The sequence below is a fragment of the Aquimarina latercula DSM 2041 genome (assembly GCF_000430645.1).
Lineage (GTDB): Bacteria > Bacteroidota > Bacteroidia > Flavobacteriales > Flavobacteriaceae > Aquimarina > Aquimarina latercula.
Genome location: NZ_AUMK01000004.1, coordinates 247,384 through 264,896 on the forward strand (window position 1 = coordinate 247,384; position 17,513 = coordinate 264,896).

Genomic DNA, 17,513 nt, shown 5'->3' on the forward strand with positions numbered 1-17,513 from the left:
TTATAGACTTAAAGTCGTATGTTTTATCGTATTATCTTTTATAAAATCTGCATTTGCTATATGTACTTTACGTACGTTCTTTTGTAATGCATCAAAACAGTTCTTCAATTTTGGTAACATCCCATCCGAAATTGCCTCGGAATCTCTTAACTCTGTATACTTCTCTAAATCAATATATTCAATAACAGATTCTTTATCATCTATGTCCTCCAAAACTCCTTTCAATTCAAAACAATAAAATAATGACACATCAAAATATGTTCCCATCGCTGAAGCAACTTCTGAGGCAATGGTATCCGCATTAGTATTAAATAATTGACCATTCTTATCGTGTGTTACAGCACAAAAAACTGGTGTCATTCCTAATTCTAAAAACCCTTTGATAGTCTTACCACTTACATTTGTAACATCACCAACATATCCATAATCAACAAATTGTGGAGGTCTTTTATCCGCTACAATTACATTTGCATCTGCACCTGTTAACCCTAACGCATTACAATTATATTTTTGCAAGCCAGAAACGATGGTCTTATTCAATAAACCTGCGTATGTCATTACTACAATATCTAAATTATCCGAAGAAGTAATTCTACGACCATCGATCATTTCTGTCTTAACTCCTAATTTTGAAGCTAACTTCGTTGCTGATTTACCACCACCATGAATTAATATTTTGGGCTCTTCAATTTTTGAAAAATCTTCCAAAAATGAATCCAAAACATGTTTGTCTTCGATAATATTACCACCAATCTTAGCTACTAACAATTTTTGTTTTTTCATCCCTTAGTTTTTTCTAGAATTTTCTTTAAAACCAATTGAGCAGCATATGTTCTATTATTTGCCTGTTCTATCACAATGGAATTATCACTATCAATTACCGCATCATCTACAACTACATTTCTTCTTACTGGTAAGCAATGCATGAACTTAGCATTATTAGTTAATTTCATTTTTTCTTCAGTAATTTTCCAGTTTTGATCCTGAGATGTTTTTCCATACTCGGCATATGAGCTCCAGTTTTTTACATACACAAAATCTGCATCTTTCAATGCATTTTCTTGATTGTAATCAATGGGCACCTCATTAGTAATATGACTGGCTAACTCAAATCCCACAGGGTGGGTAATTACAAAATCTGCTTCCATTTGCTGCACCATTTCTACAAAAGAATTTGCAACTGCCTGCGGTAAGGCTTTCGGATGCGGTGCCCATGATAATACAATCTTTGGTTTATGTATTGGTTTATTTTCCGTGATCGTTATTGCATCAGTTAATGCTTGTAGAGGATGACCAGTTGCACTTTCCATATTAACTACAGGAATAGTTGCATGTACCATAAAATTTTTTAGTACATTTTCTTTATAATCATCTTCTCTATTTTCTAGTTTAGCAAATGCTCTAATTGCTAATACATCACAATATTGAGAGACTACTTGGGCTGCTTCTTTTACGTGTTCAGAATTACCTTGATCCATTACTGTACCATCACCATATTCCAGAGACCAACCTTCTCCCGTAAAATTCATTACAATTACATTCATCCCCAAGTTTAAAGCAGCTTTTTGAGTACTTAAACGCGTACGTAAACTAGGATTAAAAAACAACAAACCTATTGTTTTATCAGCTCCTAAAACCTTATTAGATAAAGGGTTTTGTTTTAATTCAATCGCTTCATTCACCCAAGTATCAAGTGAATCAACATCTTTTATTGAAAAGTAATTATTCATTATACACTGCTTTAACTATTTTGGTAAAAGGAACTTTCTTATCTATCGCATCTACCATAAAATTATCTTCTAACCCATTTACAATCCAAGTTTCTATGGCTTCATTTTGGGTAATACTCGCTGCCTGCACTTTGGATTGCATTCCTCCAGTTCCGTGTGTAGAGATAGAGGAAACAATTTCATCCGCTAATTCTTTCATATCATACACCTCATCTATTGTTTTAAAGGTTTCATTCTCTATTGATTCTTTAGTACAAATACCATTGGTATTTGTAGCTATCACTAATAAATCTACTTCTAATAAACAAGCTGTCAATGCTGCCAATTTATCATTGTCTCCAAATTTAATTTCATCAGTAGCTACAGTATCATTTTCATTAATGATAGGTATGTAATTATTAGCCACTAATACATTTATTGTATTTACTATATTTCTCTTAGATTGTTCTCTTTCAAAATCGGAGTAAGACAATAAACATTGGGATGTTAGTAATCCAAGATCTCTAAAACTTTCTTGAAAAATCCTCATTAAATGAGGCTGTCCAATAGATGCCAATGCTTGTTTTACATTAATTTCTTTCCCATTACTTTCTAAATTCACAAATTGTTTAGCCACAGCAATAGCACCAGAACTAACAATTACAAATTCATATGCATCTTGTAAAGCAACAATCTGTTTACCTATATCTTCTATCTTACCTCTAGATATATGATCTGTTCCTTTGGTTAAAACATTAGACCCTATCTTTAGTACGATACGCTTTTTATCTGATCTGTCCATCACCATGTATATACCATTTATTAGTAACCAAATGCTGTAATCCTATTGGACCTCTTTGATGCAATTTATCTGTACTTATTGCTAATTCTCCTCCTAAACCTAATTGAAAACCATCGGTAAATCTTGTAGAAGCATTATGATATACTGCGGCGCAATCTACGTTGGTCATAAAAGTCTCAGCTTCTATCTGATTTCTTGTAATAATTGCTGCAGAATGTCCCCCGCTATATTCATTTATTGTAGAAATTGCTTCTTGCGCATTCTCTGTTTCTCCAATAACTATCTTATAATCCAAAAATTCTTCTTGCCAAATACTGTTATCAGATATAGGTAAAACTTCTTCATATTTGGATAAAGAAGTATCCCCTAATATTTCTACATTGAAGTTTTTAAGAGTTGTAATAAGGTTTTTCACGAAATCTTCCTTATTAGGAAGATTCTTATCAATTAGAACTTTATCCACTGCATTACATGCTGAAATTTTATCAGTTTTTCCATTAATAATATTATCCAAAGCCAATGCCTTATCCGCTTCATTATGGACATAGACAAAGTTATTACCTCTTCCACTAACAATTACAGGGCAAGTAGCGTGTTCCTTTACAAATGCAATCAATCTTTCTCCTCCTCTAGGGACAATTAAATCCACATTTTGCGTTGGTTTTTCCAGAAAAGATTGTGTCTCTAGTCTATTATAATTTAAGTATGTAATCCAATCTAAAGAGATAGTCTCTTCCTTTAGTGCTTGATGCCAAAGTTTTGCTATTGCAAGATTAGAGTGTAAGGATTCTTTTCCTCCTTTTAGTAAAATTTTATTTCCTGATTTAAATGCAATTCCAGCTGCTTCAACTGTTACATCTGGTCTTGATTCATAAATAATCAATACTGTCCCAAAAGGTGCTGTTTTATTGTACACTTGCATACCATTATCATGAGTAAATCGGAATCGCTCTACCCCAATTGGATCTTCTTGATATGCCAATTGCTTGAGAGCAGCAATCATCACTTCAATTTTATGGTCATCCACTTTTAAACGGTCACCCATTGCAAGATCACTCCCTTGATAAGATTTAAGATCTTTAAGATTTTCATTTAGTATTTCATCCCGGTTTTGATCCACTAAAATTGCCATCTTTTTCAATACTGAATTTCTTTGTGATATATCTAACACTATGCTCATAATCATATCTTTTGTAACACCAAAATATCTTGTAACGCTTTAATGAATTGGTCTATTTCAGATTTTCCAATTGTTAGTGGCGGGAGTATTCTTAACAACTTCTTATTCATCGCTCCACCAGTAAAAATATGCTGATCATAGATCAGTTTTTTTCTAAGGTCTCCTACTTCAAACTCAAATTCTAAACCTAACATTAGCCCTCTACCTTTTACTTTTTTGACTCCAGGAAGACGAAGTGCTTGAGAAACAAAATAATCACCAGTTAGTCTAGCATTATCTATTAAGTTTTCTGTCTCTAATATTTCTAAAACCGAAGATGCTGCTATACAAGCAAGATGATTTCCGCCAAAAGTTGTACCCAACAACCCATAACTAGGTTTTATATGTGGTGCTATCATAATTCCACCTATAGGAAAACCATTTCCCATACCTTTAGCAATTGAGATAATATCTGGAGTAATTCCATGATGCTGATGTCCAAAGAATTTACCTGTCCTTCCGAATCCAGCTTGTACTTCATCTAGAATAAGAACTACGTTGTTTTCTTTACACAACTCTTCTAATCCCTTAAAGAATTCAGTAGTTCCTTCATCTAAACCTCCAACTCCTTGTATAGGTTCTATAATTACGGCACATACATCTCCTTTTTTTAATTCAGTTTTTACAACTTCTAAATTATTTAATGGTAAAAAAGTAACTTTTTGTTGTTGATTTAAAGGAGCATTGATCTTTTCATTATCTGTCGCAGCAACTGCTGCAGAAGTCCTACCGTGAAAACCATTCTGAAAAGAAACAACTCTCGATTTCCCTGTGTAAAAAGAAGCCAATTTTAATGCGTTTTCATTTGCTTCAGCTCCAGAATTACATAAAAACAACTGGTACTCTTTGTATCCAGATAATTGGCCTAGTTTATTTGCCAATTCTGATTGCAAACTATTATGAACAGCATTCGAATAAAACCCGATTTTTTCTATCTGTTCTTTTAATCTTTTAACATAATGTGGATGCCCGTGACCTACTGAAATTACTGCATGTCCTCCGTATAAATCCAAATATTCTACACCATTTTTATCAATAACAATACTGTCATGCGCACTAACAGGTTCGACATCATAAAGTGGGTATACATCAAATAGTTTCATAGCACTTTATTTTATAGTATTAATTTTCTCATAAGAAGCCATTACCCCTTTTATAACGGATGAGCTCAATCCCTGATGCTCCATTTCATTTAACCCTTCTATTGTACATCCTTGTGGCGTAGTCACTTTATCAATTTCTCGTTCTGGATGGGTACCATTTTCCGCCACCAGGGTTGCCGCCCCTATGGCTGTTTGCACTGCTATTATCTGGGCTTCGTGTGGATGAAATCCCATCTGGATTCCTCCTTGTATCATTGCTCTAAGAAATCTTAAAAAGAAGGCGATCCCACTAGCTCCAAGAACAGTCGCTGCTTGCATCAGTCTTTCTTCAATTACTAAGGTCTCTCCAATAGTGTTAAACATCTTTTCTACAACCAATAATTCTTCTTTAACATTATCATTAGCTGCAATACAAGTCATCGATAATTTTTTTGACGCTCCAGTGTTGGGCATTACCCGAACTACTTTATTACTAGGAACTACCTCATTAATTTCTTCAATAGAAGTACCTGTAACTGTTGAAATTAATATTTGATCATTACTTAATACATCTTTAATCTCTTGTAAAACAGCATTCAACTGTCGAGGTTGCACACATAAGATTACCCATTTAACATCTTTTATAGAAGTAATAATATCTTGCGATGTTGATACACTTAGCTTTTCTTCTACTTCTTTTAAATTATATTTTGATTTATCTACTACGGTAATATTTTTCGCTTCAAATAAATCACTATTTGCCAATCCAGATATTATAGATTTACCTAGATTACCTCCTCCTATGATCGTTATTTTATTCATCTTAAAACGCACTTGCTTTTAATTCTAAACCTATTTTTTCTTCTAATCCAAACATTAGATTCATATTATGAATTGCCTGTCCAGAAGCTCCTTTAATCAAATTATCAATCACAGAAGTAATTAATAACATCCCATCTTTTTTAGTAACATGAATAATACATTTATTTGTATTTACTACTTGCTTCAAATAAATTTCTTGATCTGATATAACTGTAAATTTTGCATCCTTATAAAAAGAATTGTAAAGTTCTTTAGCCTCTTCTTCGGATCCGTCATATCTAGTATACATTGTAGCATAAATCCCTTTACTGAAATTACCTCTGTTGGGAATAAAGAGAATTGGAGATTCAAAACTAGTTTGCAATTGTTTTATACTCTGATGAATCTCATCCAAATGTTGATGTGTAAAAACCTTATAACTAGAAAAATTATTATCTCTCCAACTAAAATGTGTAGTACCACCAGGCATTACTCCAGCTCCCGTACTCCCAGTAGTAGCATTTACGTGAACGGTATCTATTAATTTACCCGAAAATGCAAGTGGTAATAAACCTAATTGAATGGCTGTTGCGAAACATCCTGGGTTTGCTATGTACTGCGCAGACGTGATTTTGTCCTTTTGTAATTCTGGCAAACCATATACGAAATCTTTATTTTGAAATTTATGATCCCCCTCTAACCTAAAATCATTTCCTAAATCAATGATTTTGGTGGTCTCAGAAAATGTATTTGTTTCTAAAAAAGCTCTAGATCTTCCATGCCCAAGGCACAAAAACAAAACGTCTACATTTAGATTGATTGTATCTGTAAATGAAAGAGTGATATCTCCTAATAAATCAACATGCTGTTTACTAACAGGTACACCTGCATTAGTCGTGCTAAACACAAAATCTAAATCAACTTCTGGATGGTGAACCAACAATCTTAATAATTCACCAGCTGTATATCCAGACCCTCCTATAATTCCTACTTTTATCATGACTCACTAGGATTTACATTGTGATATATCTTATTGGCATTCCCATAGATTTTTATAAAACCTTTAGCATCATCAGAAGTCCAAGAATTATTCATCTCACCATACTGACCAAAATCCGATTTCATCATATCAAACTCTGACTCGATTCCTTCTAAAGTAAAATGATATGGTTTTAATTTTACGATTACGTCACCTGTAACTGATTTCTGAGAATCATCGAGAAATACTTCAATATTTCGCATTACAGGATCCAAATAATTACCTTCATGCAATAACATACCATACCAATTAGCTAATTGTTCTTTCCAATATTGTTGCCACTTTGTCAACACATGCTTTTCAAGTAAATGATGGGCTTTGATTATTACCAAAGGTGCTGCTGCTTCAAAACCAACTCTTCCCTTTATACCTATAATAGTATCTCCTACATGAATATCTCTACCTATAGCAAAGGCGCTTGCTAATTCTTCTAACTTCTGAATGTTTTTAACTGGTTCATCTTTGATTCCATCTAAACCAATTAATTCTCCTTTTTCAAAATTTAACGTGATCGTTTCTTCTGTTTCTTTTTTCAGTTGACTTGGATATGCATCCTCTGGCAAAGCATTTTTAGATGTAAGTGTCTCTTTACCTCCTACACTCGTTCCCCAAATACCCTTATTTATAGAATATTGCGCCTTTTCCCAACTATAGTGTACCTGATGTTTTTTAAGAAACTCTACTTCTTCTTGTCTAGAAAGTTTTAAATCTCTTATAGGAGTAATAATTTCAATTTCTGGAGCCAATGTCTGAAAAATCACATCAAATCTAATCTGATCATTTCCTGCACCCGTACTTCCGTGCGCGATATATTTTGCTCCAACTTTTTTTGCGTAATTAATTACTTCAATTGCCTGAAAAATTCTTTCAGCGCTTACAGACAAAGGATATGTATTATTTTTTAATACATTACCAAAGATTAGATATTTAATAGCTTTCTGATAAAACTCGTTTAATATTGTTTTATTTACATGAGAACTACTTCCTAACTCATACGCTCTTTTTTCGGTTTGTATGAGCTCTTCATCAGAAAATCCGCCTGTGTTTACTAATATCGTATGAACTTCTAATTTTTTTTCATGAATTAAATATTTTACACAATACGAGGTATCCAAACCTCCACTATATGCTACTACTACTTTTTCCATAACAACAACTGTTTATTGCTTGCTAGCATTGTTTGTTTTATTTTCTTTAATCTTTTTAATACTTTTTTATCGTACCATTTTTCTTTTTTCTTCACTTCAGTAGAAGGGTCATATAACATACCAGTGCATAAACACATTTTATGATCTTTAGCTTTTAATATATCGTAATTTGTACAAGTCTTACATCCAGCCCAAAATTTAGGATCATTGGTTAATTCTGAAAATGTAACTGGTTTATATCCTAAATCTGAATTTATTTTCATCACGGCTAGTCCTGTAGTAATTCCAAAAACTTTAGAATCAGGATACTTTTTTAAAGAATAATTAAAAGTAAATTCTTTGATTCTTTTGGCTAATCCCTGATTTCTATAATCGGGATGTACAATAAGACCTGAATGCGCAACATATTTTTCATGACCCCAAACCTCTATATAACAAAAGCCTGCAAACGTTCCATTACACAATGCTATAATTGCATTTCCATTTTCCATCTTTCCTTTAACATAATCAGGTGTTCGTTTAGCAATACCGGTACCTCTTACTTTAGCAGAATCCGATATTACATCACAAATCTCCTGAGCGTATTCAAGATGATCATTAGTGGCTATGATTATTTCTATCCGTTTCATCCGTTTGTTTCTATAACTCTTTCTTAATGCCAGATGCAATTATGAACAACTTTTCTATTGATAAAAATTCATTTTGTACATGAATTATAAATATCAAAAAAGTGTCAATACTTAAAATTTAAAAGATATGATTCCTGAGAAGATGCGAATGTAGTTTATGTCAAAAACCAATTATAAAAGAATATTCTTTTAAAAGGAATTAATAACTAAATCGAAAAAAGGAATGTTTTTCTAAGGGAAGTAGGACGCACCTACTTCATAATAATTTTAAACCCCCAAGGGGCGACGAAAACGGCGTATAGATGATATATTAATATCAACTGATTTGTTCAAGGATTGAACTTTAACTTCTCTAATAATAAATGTTGGCGTTTTCATAATAGTAACTCTAAATCGTCGGCCGTAGCCCCTTTCGTTAACTAGATGGTACAATATTACGCAAAAATAATTTCTAGTTTAAAATAAAAAAACCAATTTATCAAAGAATTATCATTTTAATAAAATCAACATCCCAATTCCTTATAAATCCTAAAAAAACAATAATAAATTTACATTTTACTCATTATTAATGATTTAATAATACCTTAAAACAAAATATAATTTATGATGATTAAATAAATAATTTGTTCAACTACACAATATAATAGGTAATAATTCTAAAAAAACCGAACTAAAGGGGTATCACAACAAGCTATCCCATAAATAAATATGTAGTTTATAAAATACCGATATCACAAAACGAAAAGGATATAGAATGTGTTTTTAGTTAAAAAACATTACTTTTTTTAAACTTTCATAAGATTTTTAACATATAAATTTTGTGATAATAAAAAAAAACAATACTTTTGGTTAACCAGATTGGTCAACCAGTTAAAATCAAACCCAGTATATGCGATTAAAAATAGAGAAGGAAACGGAAGTTATATCCAACTCCAAGAAAGGTTCCGAAGATATAATTATTTCTAAAATTAGGGAATTAATTGTTTCTAAGCAACTTGAACCGGGTGATAAGCTTCCTGCAGAAAGAGTTCTTGCCGAAAAGTTAGGTGTAAGTAGGAATCAATTACGCCAAGCAATTCAACGATTAGAATTCTATGGGTTGGTTAAAAAATATCCCCAAAGTGGGACAAGAGTATCGAATATAGGAGTTACCGCACTTAACGGAATGATGACTGATATTTTACAATTACAAGAACCTGATTTTAAATCCTTGGTAGAAACAAGATTGATACTGGAAACAAATGCTGTAAGATTAGCTGCCACAAGAAGATCAGATGAACATTTACGTCAAATACAAGCAGCACATGAAGCCTACAGTGAAAAAGCAATTAATGGTCTAAATGCGGTAGAGGAAGATTTAATGTTTCACCTTAAACTTTCTGAAGCTAGTGGCAATAGTGTTATTAACTCTTTAATGTTAGTAATTACTCCAGAAATCATTACCCACTTTGTTGCCAACAAAGTTTGTAATAAAGATGAAAATCATTTATTAATTAAAGAACATCAAGCTATTATAGATGCCATTATAGATAAAGATCCAGATAGAGCGGTTGCTAAACTAGAAGAGCACTTTAAAGATTTATATAAATTTTGTTATGATTAAGAAAATCAAAAAAAATAAAGGAAATAAATCTAATACCAATCGAATATGTAACACAAACAATAAAAACTAAAAAAAGGGACAGCTACCACACTAATCCCTTTATTTTCGAAACTTTACTTAGTTTAAAAAGTAAAATCATTACTATAATTACTTATAGATAGATAAAAACAAAGATATAAAAAATAGATAAACGTCATTCCGTTTATGATTTTTTATGATTTGTTTATAAAGTAAGTAATTACAAAAAATAGGTTTTGCTTTTAAAATTGAAAACAAATCAATTAATGATTTAAACTAAAGCATTAAAAAACAAAAATAATTACTTATGTATTTCAAAAAGATTATAGCAGTCTTCCTGATTGTTCTATCTCATTGTACGTTGCTTGCTCAAGATAGCATTACATTAGAAGGAACAGTAACTTCTCGGGAAGATGGGATACCAATACCGGGAGTTAATGTATTGATATTGAAATCCAATACGGGAACTACTACGGATTTTGATGGATTTTATCAACTTAAGGTAAACAAAGGTGATGTCGTTTCATTCTCTTTTACCGGAAAGAAAACCATAACAGTGGCAATCGATAATCAAACTACACTTGATATTGCTCTAGAAGAAGAGGCATCCGAACTAGAACAAGTTGTCGTTATAGGATATGGAGTTCAGAAAAAATCTAGTTTAACAGCTTCTGTATCCAAATTAGAAAACACCAATCTAGATGAATTGCCTTATTCTGATGTTTCTAACAGTATAAAAGGTAAAATTGCCGGAGTTCAGATTAGAAATACCACTGGTAATGTTGGTGATGAACCAGAAATAATAGTAAGAGGTATTGGATCTATAAGTCTTAGTTCTGCTCCACTTGTTGTTGTTGATGGATTCCCTTTTGATGATGGACTTCAGTTTATAAATCCTAGTACCATAGAATCTATAGAAGTATTAAAAGATGCGAGTTCTACCGCAATATATGGATCCAGAGGAGCGAATGGTGTTATCCTTATAACTACTAAACAAGGAAAAGCTGAAAAAACCTCTTTTGAGTTCAAATCACTTTCAGGTTTTAAACAAGCTGCAAGAAGTATTGACATCATAGATGCAATTGCATTTTCTGACTTAGACAGAAGTAGAGATCAATTAGTAGAAAATTTTAATGCTCAACAAGAAAATAGAGAACCTAATTTTGTAAACTATGATAATGTTCAAATAGGAAAAAGAACCATTGCTCAAAACATTGGTGGCCCTACTAACTGGCAAGATGAAGCTTTAAGAAATCCTGCTAGAATTGACAATTATCAATTAAACGTTTATGGAGGTGGAAGTAGAACAAACTACTTAATATCTGCCAACTACATTTATAATGAAGGACTTAGAAAAGATAACGATTTAGAAAGATTAAACTTATCTGCTAGACTTAAATCTAAATTATCTGACAACTTAAGTTTTGATTTAAAAATAAATCCTTCTTACACACTTACAAGAAGATCTTCTATTAATTTTACAGATACCGGAAGATATGAAACTTGGATTCCTGTTAGACATAATCAATATACATCAGACTTAACAGGACAGCCTGTTGGAAGTTTTGCACATGCTTTACATTTTAGAAACCTTAATTTTGATTATGTAGATCCTGTAACTGGTCTAACAGAAAACACTGGTAATATAGAAAACCTATGGTCTTCATCTAACTTTAATCCTATCTCTAGACAGGAAGCCAGTAGACGTAATCGTTTTGAATACAGATTACTTGCTAACGGTTCTGTGAAATGGAAAATAGCGCAAGGACTTACTTTAAGATCTTCATTAGGTGGTTATGTGAGATACCGTACGGGAGAAGAATATTTTGGTTCTGATGGTGATAGAGACGGAGAAACAGAAGGAATCTTAGCAGATCAGCTTACTGTTAAATACATAAATGAGAATACATTAAACTACAACAGAGATTTTAATGGTCATGATATTGGATTATTATTAGGTATTACCTATGAGAATACGACAGAACGTCTTAGCAACCTTAGAATAACTAATTTTGATGATGAAACTATAACGACTCTTAACGGTGGAACAATTATAGATCTAGATAATACATTTACTTTAAAAGATAAAACCGTATTATCTTCATACTTAGGAAGGATTAATTATGCTTATAAAGATCGTTACTTAGTATCTTTAGCAGGAAGAGCTGATGGCTTCAATAAGTTTGGTAAAAACAACAAATATGGATTTTTCCCTTCTGTATCGGTGGGATGGAATGTTGCAAACGAGAATTTCTGGAGAAATAGCATTGGTAATACAATTAATAACCTAAAGTTAAGGTCTAGTTGGGGAATTAGTGGATCTGCTCCTGCCCTATTTGATTTCTTAGCACCAACCATAGTAGATTTCGGAAATTACAGTATAGGAAATACTGGTGGCGTAACAACAGGACAAGGTGAAGTAGACTTTTTACAAGGAAACCCTGATATTACCTGGGAAACAAACACAGAATTTAATAATGGTATAGATCTAGGTCTTTTCAATGGTGCTGTAAATCTTACTGTAGATTATTATTATAAGCTATCCGAAAAACTTCTGTTAAGACAACAAATTTCCAATTCAACTGGTTTTGATGAGCAATGGAATAATATTGGAAAAGTTCAAAACTCAGGATGGGAATTTGATTTATCTACAAATCTTGGAAGAGGAAAATTAAAATGGCAAGGGAGTGCTAATATCTCATTTAATGAAAATAAACTTATTTCATTCGGTGGATCTGAAAGAATAATTAATAATGGAGAGCGGACTGATCAATATATTACTCGTGTAGGAGAACCATATATTCAATTTTATGGATATCAAACTGATGGTATTTTTCAGAACGCTGAGGATTTAGCTAATAGTCCAAGTGGTATTGCTGATGCAGTTGGAGGACTTAAAAGAGTAGATGTAAACGGTGATGGAGTTATTAATGAAGATGATAGAACTGTAATTGGTGATCCATTTCCCGACTTTATTTGGGGTTTCACTAACACATTTACATACGGAAACTTAGATCTTAATTTCTCTTTCCAAGGATCTCAAGGAGGTGAAGTTGTTTGGGGTGAAGCATTTTATAATGAAGTTGCTCGATATGGAGCTACATATGCAGAAGACCAATGGTTTAATGAAAATATCCCTGCTAGTAGACCCGGAATTAGAATTGGTGTTCCATGGTTAGAAACGGACTATGCTGTTCAAGATGCTTCTTATATATCATTAAGAGAAGTAGTACTTGGGTACTCTATACCTACTCATTCGACTAAGAAAATGGGATTAGAAAAAATGAGAATTTATATCTCTGGGCAAAATTTATGGTATCAAGCTGCAGATGATTATTTAGGTAATAATCCCGAAGGAAACACAGATAGAAACAATGTTTTGATCAGAGGGTATCAAAGAGGAGTTACACCAGTGCAAAGGCAACTAGCACTTGGATTAGATATCAATTTCTAAAAAGCAATTAATGATAGTCTATTTCATATTTAATTAGCAAAAGCTAATTCCAATGAATGAAATAACGGACTAAAAAATATACATAATGAAACATATTTTTAAACTTCAAAATAGATTCATAAATTTTAATATTTATGCATTGTCATTGACATTATTGATGGTGTCTTGTGATCTAGAAGAAGAAGTAACTTCTTTTAGAACAGATGACAACTTCTATCAAGACCAAGAAGAGTTAAATAGAGGAGTAATTGCTTCATATTCTAGTTTATATGATGTGATGGAAGTAGAATGGAATATTACAGAACTTCGTTCTGATAATACATTTACTAATCCAGATAGATCTCCAGAATCAGATGCTCCTCGTTTTACATTGGATCGACTTACAGTAGATACCAATAATTCGATAAATCAAGCTTACTATGCTAATTGTTACAAAACAATAGCTTTAGCTAATAGAATCATAGCTAACATCGATGTTGCAGTTGATGAAGACTTAAGAAATCAATATGAAGGTGAAGCCAAATTTCTTAGAGCGTTAATGCATTTTAACTTAACAAGGTTATATGGTAGTATTGTGATTGTAGATAGAGTTTTAATTGGTGAAGAAGGTTTTCAATTATCTCGTAGACCTCAATCAGAAGTATATCCTTTTATTATTCAAGACTTAGAAGATGCAATCGCACTTTTACCAGAACAATATGATGATTCAGAATTCGGTAGAGCAACAGCAATAGCAGCAAGAACTATATTAGGAAAAGTTCATTTGACGAATCCTGATAGAGATCTAGAAGCTGCAATTACTCAACTAGAATATGTTAGGGACAGAGGAATAAATGATCTAGTTACCGATTATGATAACCTGTTTGAACCAGGTGATGAATTAAACAATGAAGTAATTTTTTCTGTTCGATATGAACAAGGACTTATAGGTTTAGGTTCCCCTTTTCCGAACTTCTTTGCTCCTTTACAAAGTGATGGAAACGTAGTTTTTGGTAATGGTGATGGACTTAATGTACCTACAGAAGATATATCCGATTTATATCTAATAAATGATTCAAGAAAACCTTCATCCATGGCGGACAGTTATATTGCAACTAACGGAACTGAAATCTTTAACAAGCACGTTACTAAATACAATTCGGCATTTAACGCACTGGATGATGGTGATGTAGATTGGCCAGTTACAAGATTTGCTGATGTGCTATTAATGCTTTCTGAAGCATATGTAGACGCTAGAGGAATTTCTGAAGCCTTAATCGAACTAAACAAGGTAAGAACACGTGCTGGTCTAGATGATCTATTAGAAGCTGATGTAAACTCTAGCTTTGCTTTTAAATTAGCCTTAGAAAATGAACGACGTCTTGAGTTTGCTTTCGAAAATCATAGATTCTTTGACCTACTAAGAACTAATAGAGCTTTGACTGTAATAAATGAACATTTTACAACAGAGTTTGCTTATAACAATCCAGACAATCCTGATCTTGATGCAAGTCCTATTTCGGATTTTCAATTACTATTACCAATACCACAAAGAGAAATTGACCTAAACCCTAATTTAGCTCAAAATATAGGTTATTAATGATTATAAATAAGCAACATATCATTACTACAATAGTATACATTCAACTATTCTTTATTGGATGTACATGTTTTGCTAATGAGATTAAAGTAGCAACTGTTGATGAATTCAATAATGCTATAAAATCTGTAAAAGCAGGAGATCGTATAATATTAAAAAATGGAGAATGGAAAGATGTAAAATTAGTAGCTAAAGGTGAAGGAACATCAGAAAACCCTATTATTATAGAAGCAGAAGAATCCGGTAAGGTAATCCTTACCGGGGATTCCAACCTAAAAATAGCTGGAACCCATTTATTAATCAAAGGGTTGTGGTTTAAGAATGGTTACACTTCTGGAAAATCTGTGATTTCGTTTAGAGTAAATTCGAAAGAATATGCAAGTCACTCCAGGCTTACTGATTGTGCAATTACATATTACAATCCAAGTAAAAAATCTATCGATTATAAATGGATAAGTGTTTGGGGTAAAAATAACAGAATAGATCACAACTATTTTGTAGGAAAAATTAACTCTGGTACTACTCTAGTTGTATGGTTAAAGGGAAAAGAGCATATAGAAAACAACCATCGAATTGATCATAATTATTTTGGCGAAAGACCTACTTTAGGTTTTAATGGTGGGGAAACTATTAGAATTGGAACTAGCAAAAACTCATTATTATCTTCCAGAACAATTGTAGAAGATAATGTTTTTGAAAAATGTAATGGTGAGTTAGAAATTATTTCTAATAAATCAGGTAACAACGTATATCGTAACAATCTCTTTTTAGAAAGTGAAGGTGTCTTAACATTAAGACACGGAAACAAGTGCCTAATAGAAGGTAATGTATTTATAGGAAATCAAAAACCAAATACTGGTGGTATAAGAATTATAAATGCAGGTCATGTTGTTAGAAATAACTTAATGATGAATCTTACAGGTGATGGTTTTAGAGGGCCAATAGTTGTAATGAATGGCGTACCTAATAGCCCTGCAAATAGATATCATCAAGTTAATGATGTAAAAATTCAGAACAATACTATCATAAATTGTTCTCCAATTCAACTTTGCGCTGGTAGTGATGAAGAAAGGTCATTAACCCCAATAAATACAACCTTTTCTAATAATATCATATACAATGATAAAAATGGTGATATAGCAACAATACATGATAAAATAGATGGATTTAATTTCTATGGGAATATTTTAGATACTCAGAAAAATTTTGATCAAGAAGGCTTTACAAAAATGAAAGTAAATTGGGATACATTTGAAGATATTCTTTACATCCCAACTGAAACGAACGAAGAATTAATCAAAAATTCGAAACCTGAAGCTAAATCACCTAAACTGGATATTACTGGAGCAAAAAGAACTACTTTCATTGCTGGTGCTTATAACCTAGGAAATAATAAGTTCCCTAAGGCATTGGTTCTTAGAAGTGGAACCTCTTGGGACTCTAAAACAAAACCTGAGAAACTTGTGGCTACATCAGAAATCATTGAAGTAGAACCAGGTTTAGGAACATTACGTAAGGCATTAAAAAAGGCTTCTTTCGGTAGTATTTTAAAATTAAAATCTGGAGAATACATTCTAGAAAAAGGAATAAAAATTACAACAAACATTACTATTCAAGGAGATACTAACGGTAAAAAACCTATATTAAAAGTAAAAGAAGGTTTAGATAAAAACCCAACATATTTCTTTAGAGTAGAAGGTGGTAATAGTTTACACTTAAATAATTTAGAAATTTCTGGAAACTTAAAAACACCTATAAAATATGCTGTAGTCTCTCCTGACAAAGGTGTCGCCGAATCATACTCTGTATTTATTGACAATTGTCATATTCATGGTTTTAGAAATAAAAAAGGGGGTAGTTTTTTCAAAGGTTACAAAGGAACTTTTGCCGATACTTTAAGTATCGCTAATTCAAGAATTGAAAAATCATACCGAGGAATTAATCTTTCAGAAGAAAAAGAAAGTTTCGGAAAGTATAGTGCTCAAATAGTACGTATTAATAACACAATTTTTAAAGACATAGAACAATGGGCTTTAAATTATTATCGTGGAGGAACTGACGAATCTACTTTAGGAGGTAATCTTTCTGTACAAAACTCTGTGTTTAGTAATGTGGGAAATGTAGAAAAAGGTACCGTGCTTAGAACCAAGGGGATTGTAACAGTAAACATCAAAAATTCAGTTTTCGAAAAAAGCTACAAAGTAATTAACCCTGTTAACTTAAATGGAAGCAAGAATACGATAAGTAACTGTGTCGTTTTTGATTGTGGCACTGTAAAAGCAACAAAAGGAGCATCTGAAAAAAATGTAATATATAAAAACCCTAAATGGGAAGATAAAGAAAAATTCATTCCAAGTGAAAAATCGCCATTGCGAAAAGAACAACATATTGGACTGAAATGGGATACTAAAAAATAAAATTAACACAATA

Annotated in this window: 13 protein-coding genes; 4 read left to right on the forward strand and 9 right to left on the reverse strand. The window is 32.2% G+C overall.

From position 1 onward, the window contains the following. Genes argB through H526_RS0105190 form a run of 9 tightly spaced genes read right to left on the reverse strand, consistent with a single transcriptional unit; the run spans position 1 to position 8,429 of the window. Positions 1–783, reverse strand: a complete 783-nt coding sequence (gene argB / locus H526_RS0105150; RefSeq protein WP_027392006.1) for an acetylglutamate kinase — start codon at positions 781–783, stop codon at positions 1–3. Further along, positions 780–1,730, reverse strand: a complete 951-nt coding sequence (locus H526_RS0105155) for an N-acetylornithine carbamoyltransferase (protein ID WP_027392007.1) — start codon at positions 1,728–1,730, stop codon at positions 780–782. Before H526_RS0105155 ends, argB begins: the two co-directional genes overlap by 4 nt. Then, positions 1,723–2,511 (reverse strand): glutamate 5-kinase, encoded by a 789-nt coding sequence (proB, locus tag H526_RS0105160; protein WP_035084523.1) that lies wholly within the window; start codon positions 2,509–2,511, stop codon positions 1,723–1,725. Before proB ends, H526_RS0105155 begins: the two co-directional genes overlap by 8 nt. Beyond that, a complete protein-coding gene (locus H526_RS0105165; protein WP_027392009.1) occupies positions 2,495–3,691 on the reverse strand; it encodes a glutamate-5-semialdehyde dehydrogenase in 1,197 nt (398 codons plus the stop codon). Before H526_RS0105165 ends, proB begins: the two co-directional genes overlap by 17 nt. A gap of 2 nt (positions 3,692–3,693) precedes the next feature. Further along, the gene (locus H526_RS0105170) at positions 3,694–4,833 is read right to left on the reverse strand and encodes an aspartate aminotransferase family protein (RefSeq protein ID WP_027392010.1); all 1,140 of its coding nucleotides are present in this window, start codon (positions 4,831–4,833) and stop codon (positions 3,694–3,696) included. A gap of 6 nt (positions 4,834–4,839) precedes the next feature. Next, a complete protein-coding gene (gene proC / locus H526_RS0105175; RefSeq protein WP_035084526.1) occupies positions 4,840–5,634 on the reverse strand; it encodes a pyrroline-5-carboxylate reductase in 795 nt (264 codons plus the stop codon). Position 5,635: 1 nt separating this feature from the next. Continuing rightward, positions 5,636–6,613 carry an N-acetyl-gamma-glutamyl-phosphate reductase gene (gene argC, locus H526_RS0105180; protein ID WP_027392012.1) on the reverse strand — a complete coding sequence of 326 codons (978 nt, stop codon included), beginning with the start codon at positions 6,611–6,613 and terminating at the stop codon, positions 5,636–5,638. Next, on the reverse strand, positions 6,610–7,800 hold the full coding sequence (locus H526_RS0105185; protein ID WP_027392013.1) for an argininosuccinate synthase: 1,191 nt from the start codon (positions 7,798–7,800) through the stop codon (positions 6,610–6,612). The genes argC and H526_RS0105185 overlap by 4 nt, the downstream gene beginning before the upstream one ends. After that, positions 7,788–8,429, reverse strand: a complete 642-nt coding sequence (locus H526_RS0105190; protein WP_035084529.1) for a GNAT family N-acetyltransferase — start codon at positions 8,427–8,429, stop codon at positions 7,788–7,790. Before H526_RS0105190 ends, H526_RS0105185 begins: the two co-directional genes overlap by 13 nt. Positions 8,430–9,318: 889 nt before the next feature. On the opposite strand from H526_RS0105190, the gene H526_RS0105195 reads away from it, so the two are divergent. From H526_RS0105195 to H526_RS28370, 4 genes are all read left to right on the forward strand, one after another. Next, complete coding sequence (locus H526_RS0105195; RefSeq protein ID WP_027392015.1) at positions 9,319–10,032, forward strand: FadR/GntR family transcriptional regulator; 714 nt, start codon at positions 9,319–9,321, stop codon at positions 10,030–10,032. A 325-nt stretch (positions 10,033–10,357) separates the two neighbouring features. After that, positions 10,358–13,504 (forward strand): SusC/RagA family TonB-linked outer membrane protein, encoded by a 3,147-nt coding sequence (locus H526_RS0105200; protein WP_027392016.1) that lies wholly within the window; start codon positions 10,358–10,360, stop codon positions 13,502–13,504. A gap of 85 nt (positions 13,505–13,589) precedes the next feature. Beyond that, complete coding sequence (locus tag H526_RS0105205) at positions 13,590–15,083, forward strand: RagB/SusD family nutrient uptake outer membrane protein (RefSeq protein ID WP_035084532.1); 1,494 nt, start codon at positions 13,590–13,592, stop codon at positions 15,081–15,083. Then, entirely contained in the window at positions 15,083–17,500 is a 2,418-nt protein-coding gene (locus tag H526_RS28370) for a polysaccharide lyase 6 family protein (protein WP_035084535.1), read from the forward strand. The genes H526_RS0105205 and H526_RS28370 overlap by 1 nt, the downstream gene beginning before the upstream one ends. Positions 17,501–17,513 lie beyond the last annotated feature (13 nt).

Excerpts from the sequence above, each read along its gene's own strand:
- argB (WP_027392006.1), bottom strand. The coding sequence starts at position 783 with ATGAAAAAACAAAAATTGTTAGTAGCTAAGATTGGTGGTAATATTATC.
- H526_RS0105155 (WP_027392007.1), bottom strand. The coding sequence starts at position 1,730 with ATGAATAATTACTTTTCAATAAAAGATGTTGATTCACTTGATACTTGG.
- proB (WP_035084523.1), bottom strand. The coding sequence starts at position 2,511 with ATGGACAGATCAGATAAAAAGCGTATCGTACTAAAGATAGGGTCTAAT.
- H526_RS0105165 (WP_027392009.1), bottom strand. The coding sequence starts at position 3,691 with ATGAGCATAGTGTTAGATATATCACAAAGAAATTCAGTATTGAAAAAG.
- H526_RS0105170 (WP_027392010.1), bottom strand. The coding sequence starts at position 4,833 with ATGAAACTATTTGATGTATACCCACTTTATGATGTCGAACCTGTTAGT.
- proC (WP_035084526.1), bottom strand. The coding sequence starts at position 5,634 with ATGAATAAAATAACGATCATAGGAGGAGGTAATCTAGGTAAATCTATA.
- argC (WP_027392012.1), bottom strand. The coding sequence starts at position 6,613 with ATGATAAAAGTAGGAATTATAGGAGGGTCTGGATATACAGCTGGTGAA.
- H526_RS0105185 (WP_027392013.1), bottom strand. The coding sequence starts at position 7,800 with ATGGAAAAAGTAGTAGTAGCATATAGTGGAGGTTTGGATACCTCGTAT.
- H526_RS0105190 (WP_035084529.1), bottom strand. The coding sequence starts at position 8,429 with ATGAAACGGATAGAAATAATCATAGCCACTAATGATCATCTTGAATAC.
- H526_RS0105195 (WP_027392015.1), top strand. The coding sequence starts at position 9,319 with ATGCGATTAAAAATAGAGAAGGAAACGGAAGTTATATCCAACTCCAAG.
- H526_RS0105200 (WP_027392016.1), top strand. The coding sequence starts at position 10,358 with ATGTATTTCAAAAAGATTATAGCAGTCTTCCTGATTGTTCTATCTCAT.
- H526_RS0105205 (WP_035084532.1), top strand. The coding sequence starts at position 13,590 with ATGAAACATATTTTTAAACTTCAAAATAGATTCATAAATTTTAATATT.
- H526_RS28370 (WP_035084535.1), top strand. The coding sequence starts at position 15,083 with ATGATTATAAATAAGCAACATATCATTACTACAATAGTATACATTCAA.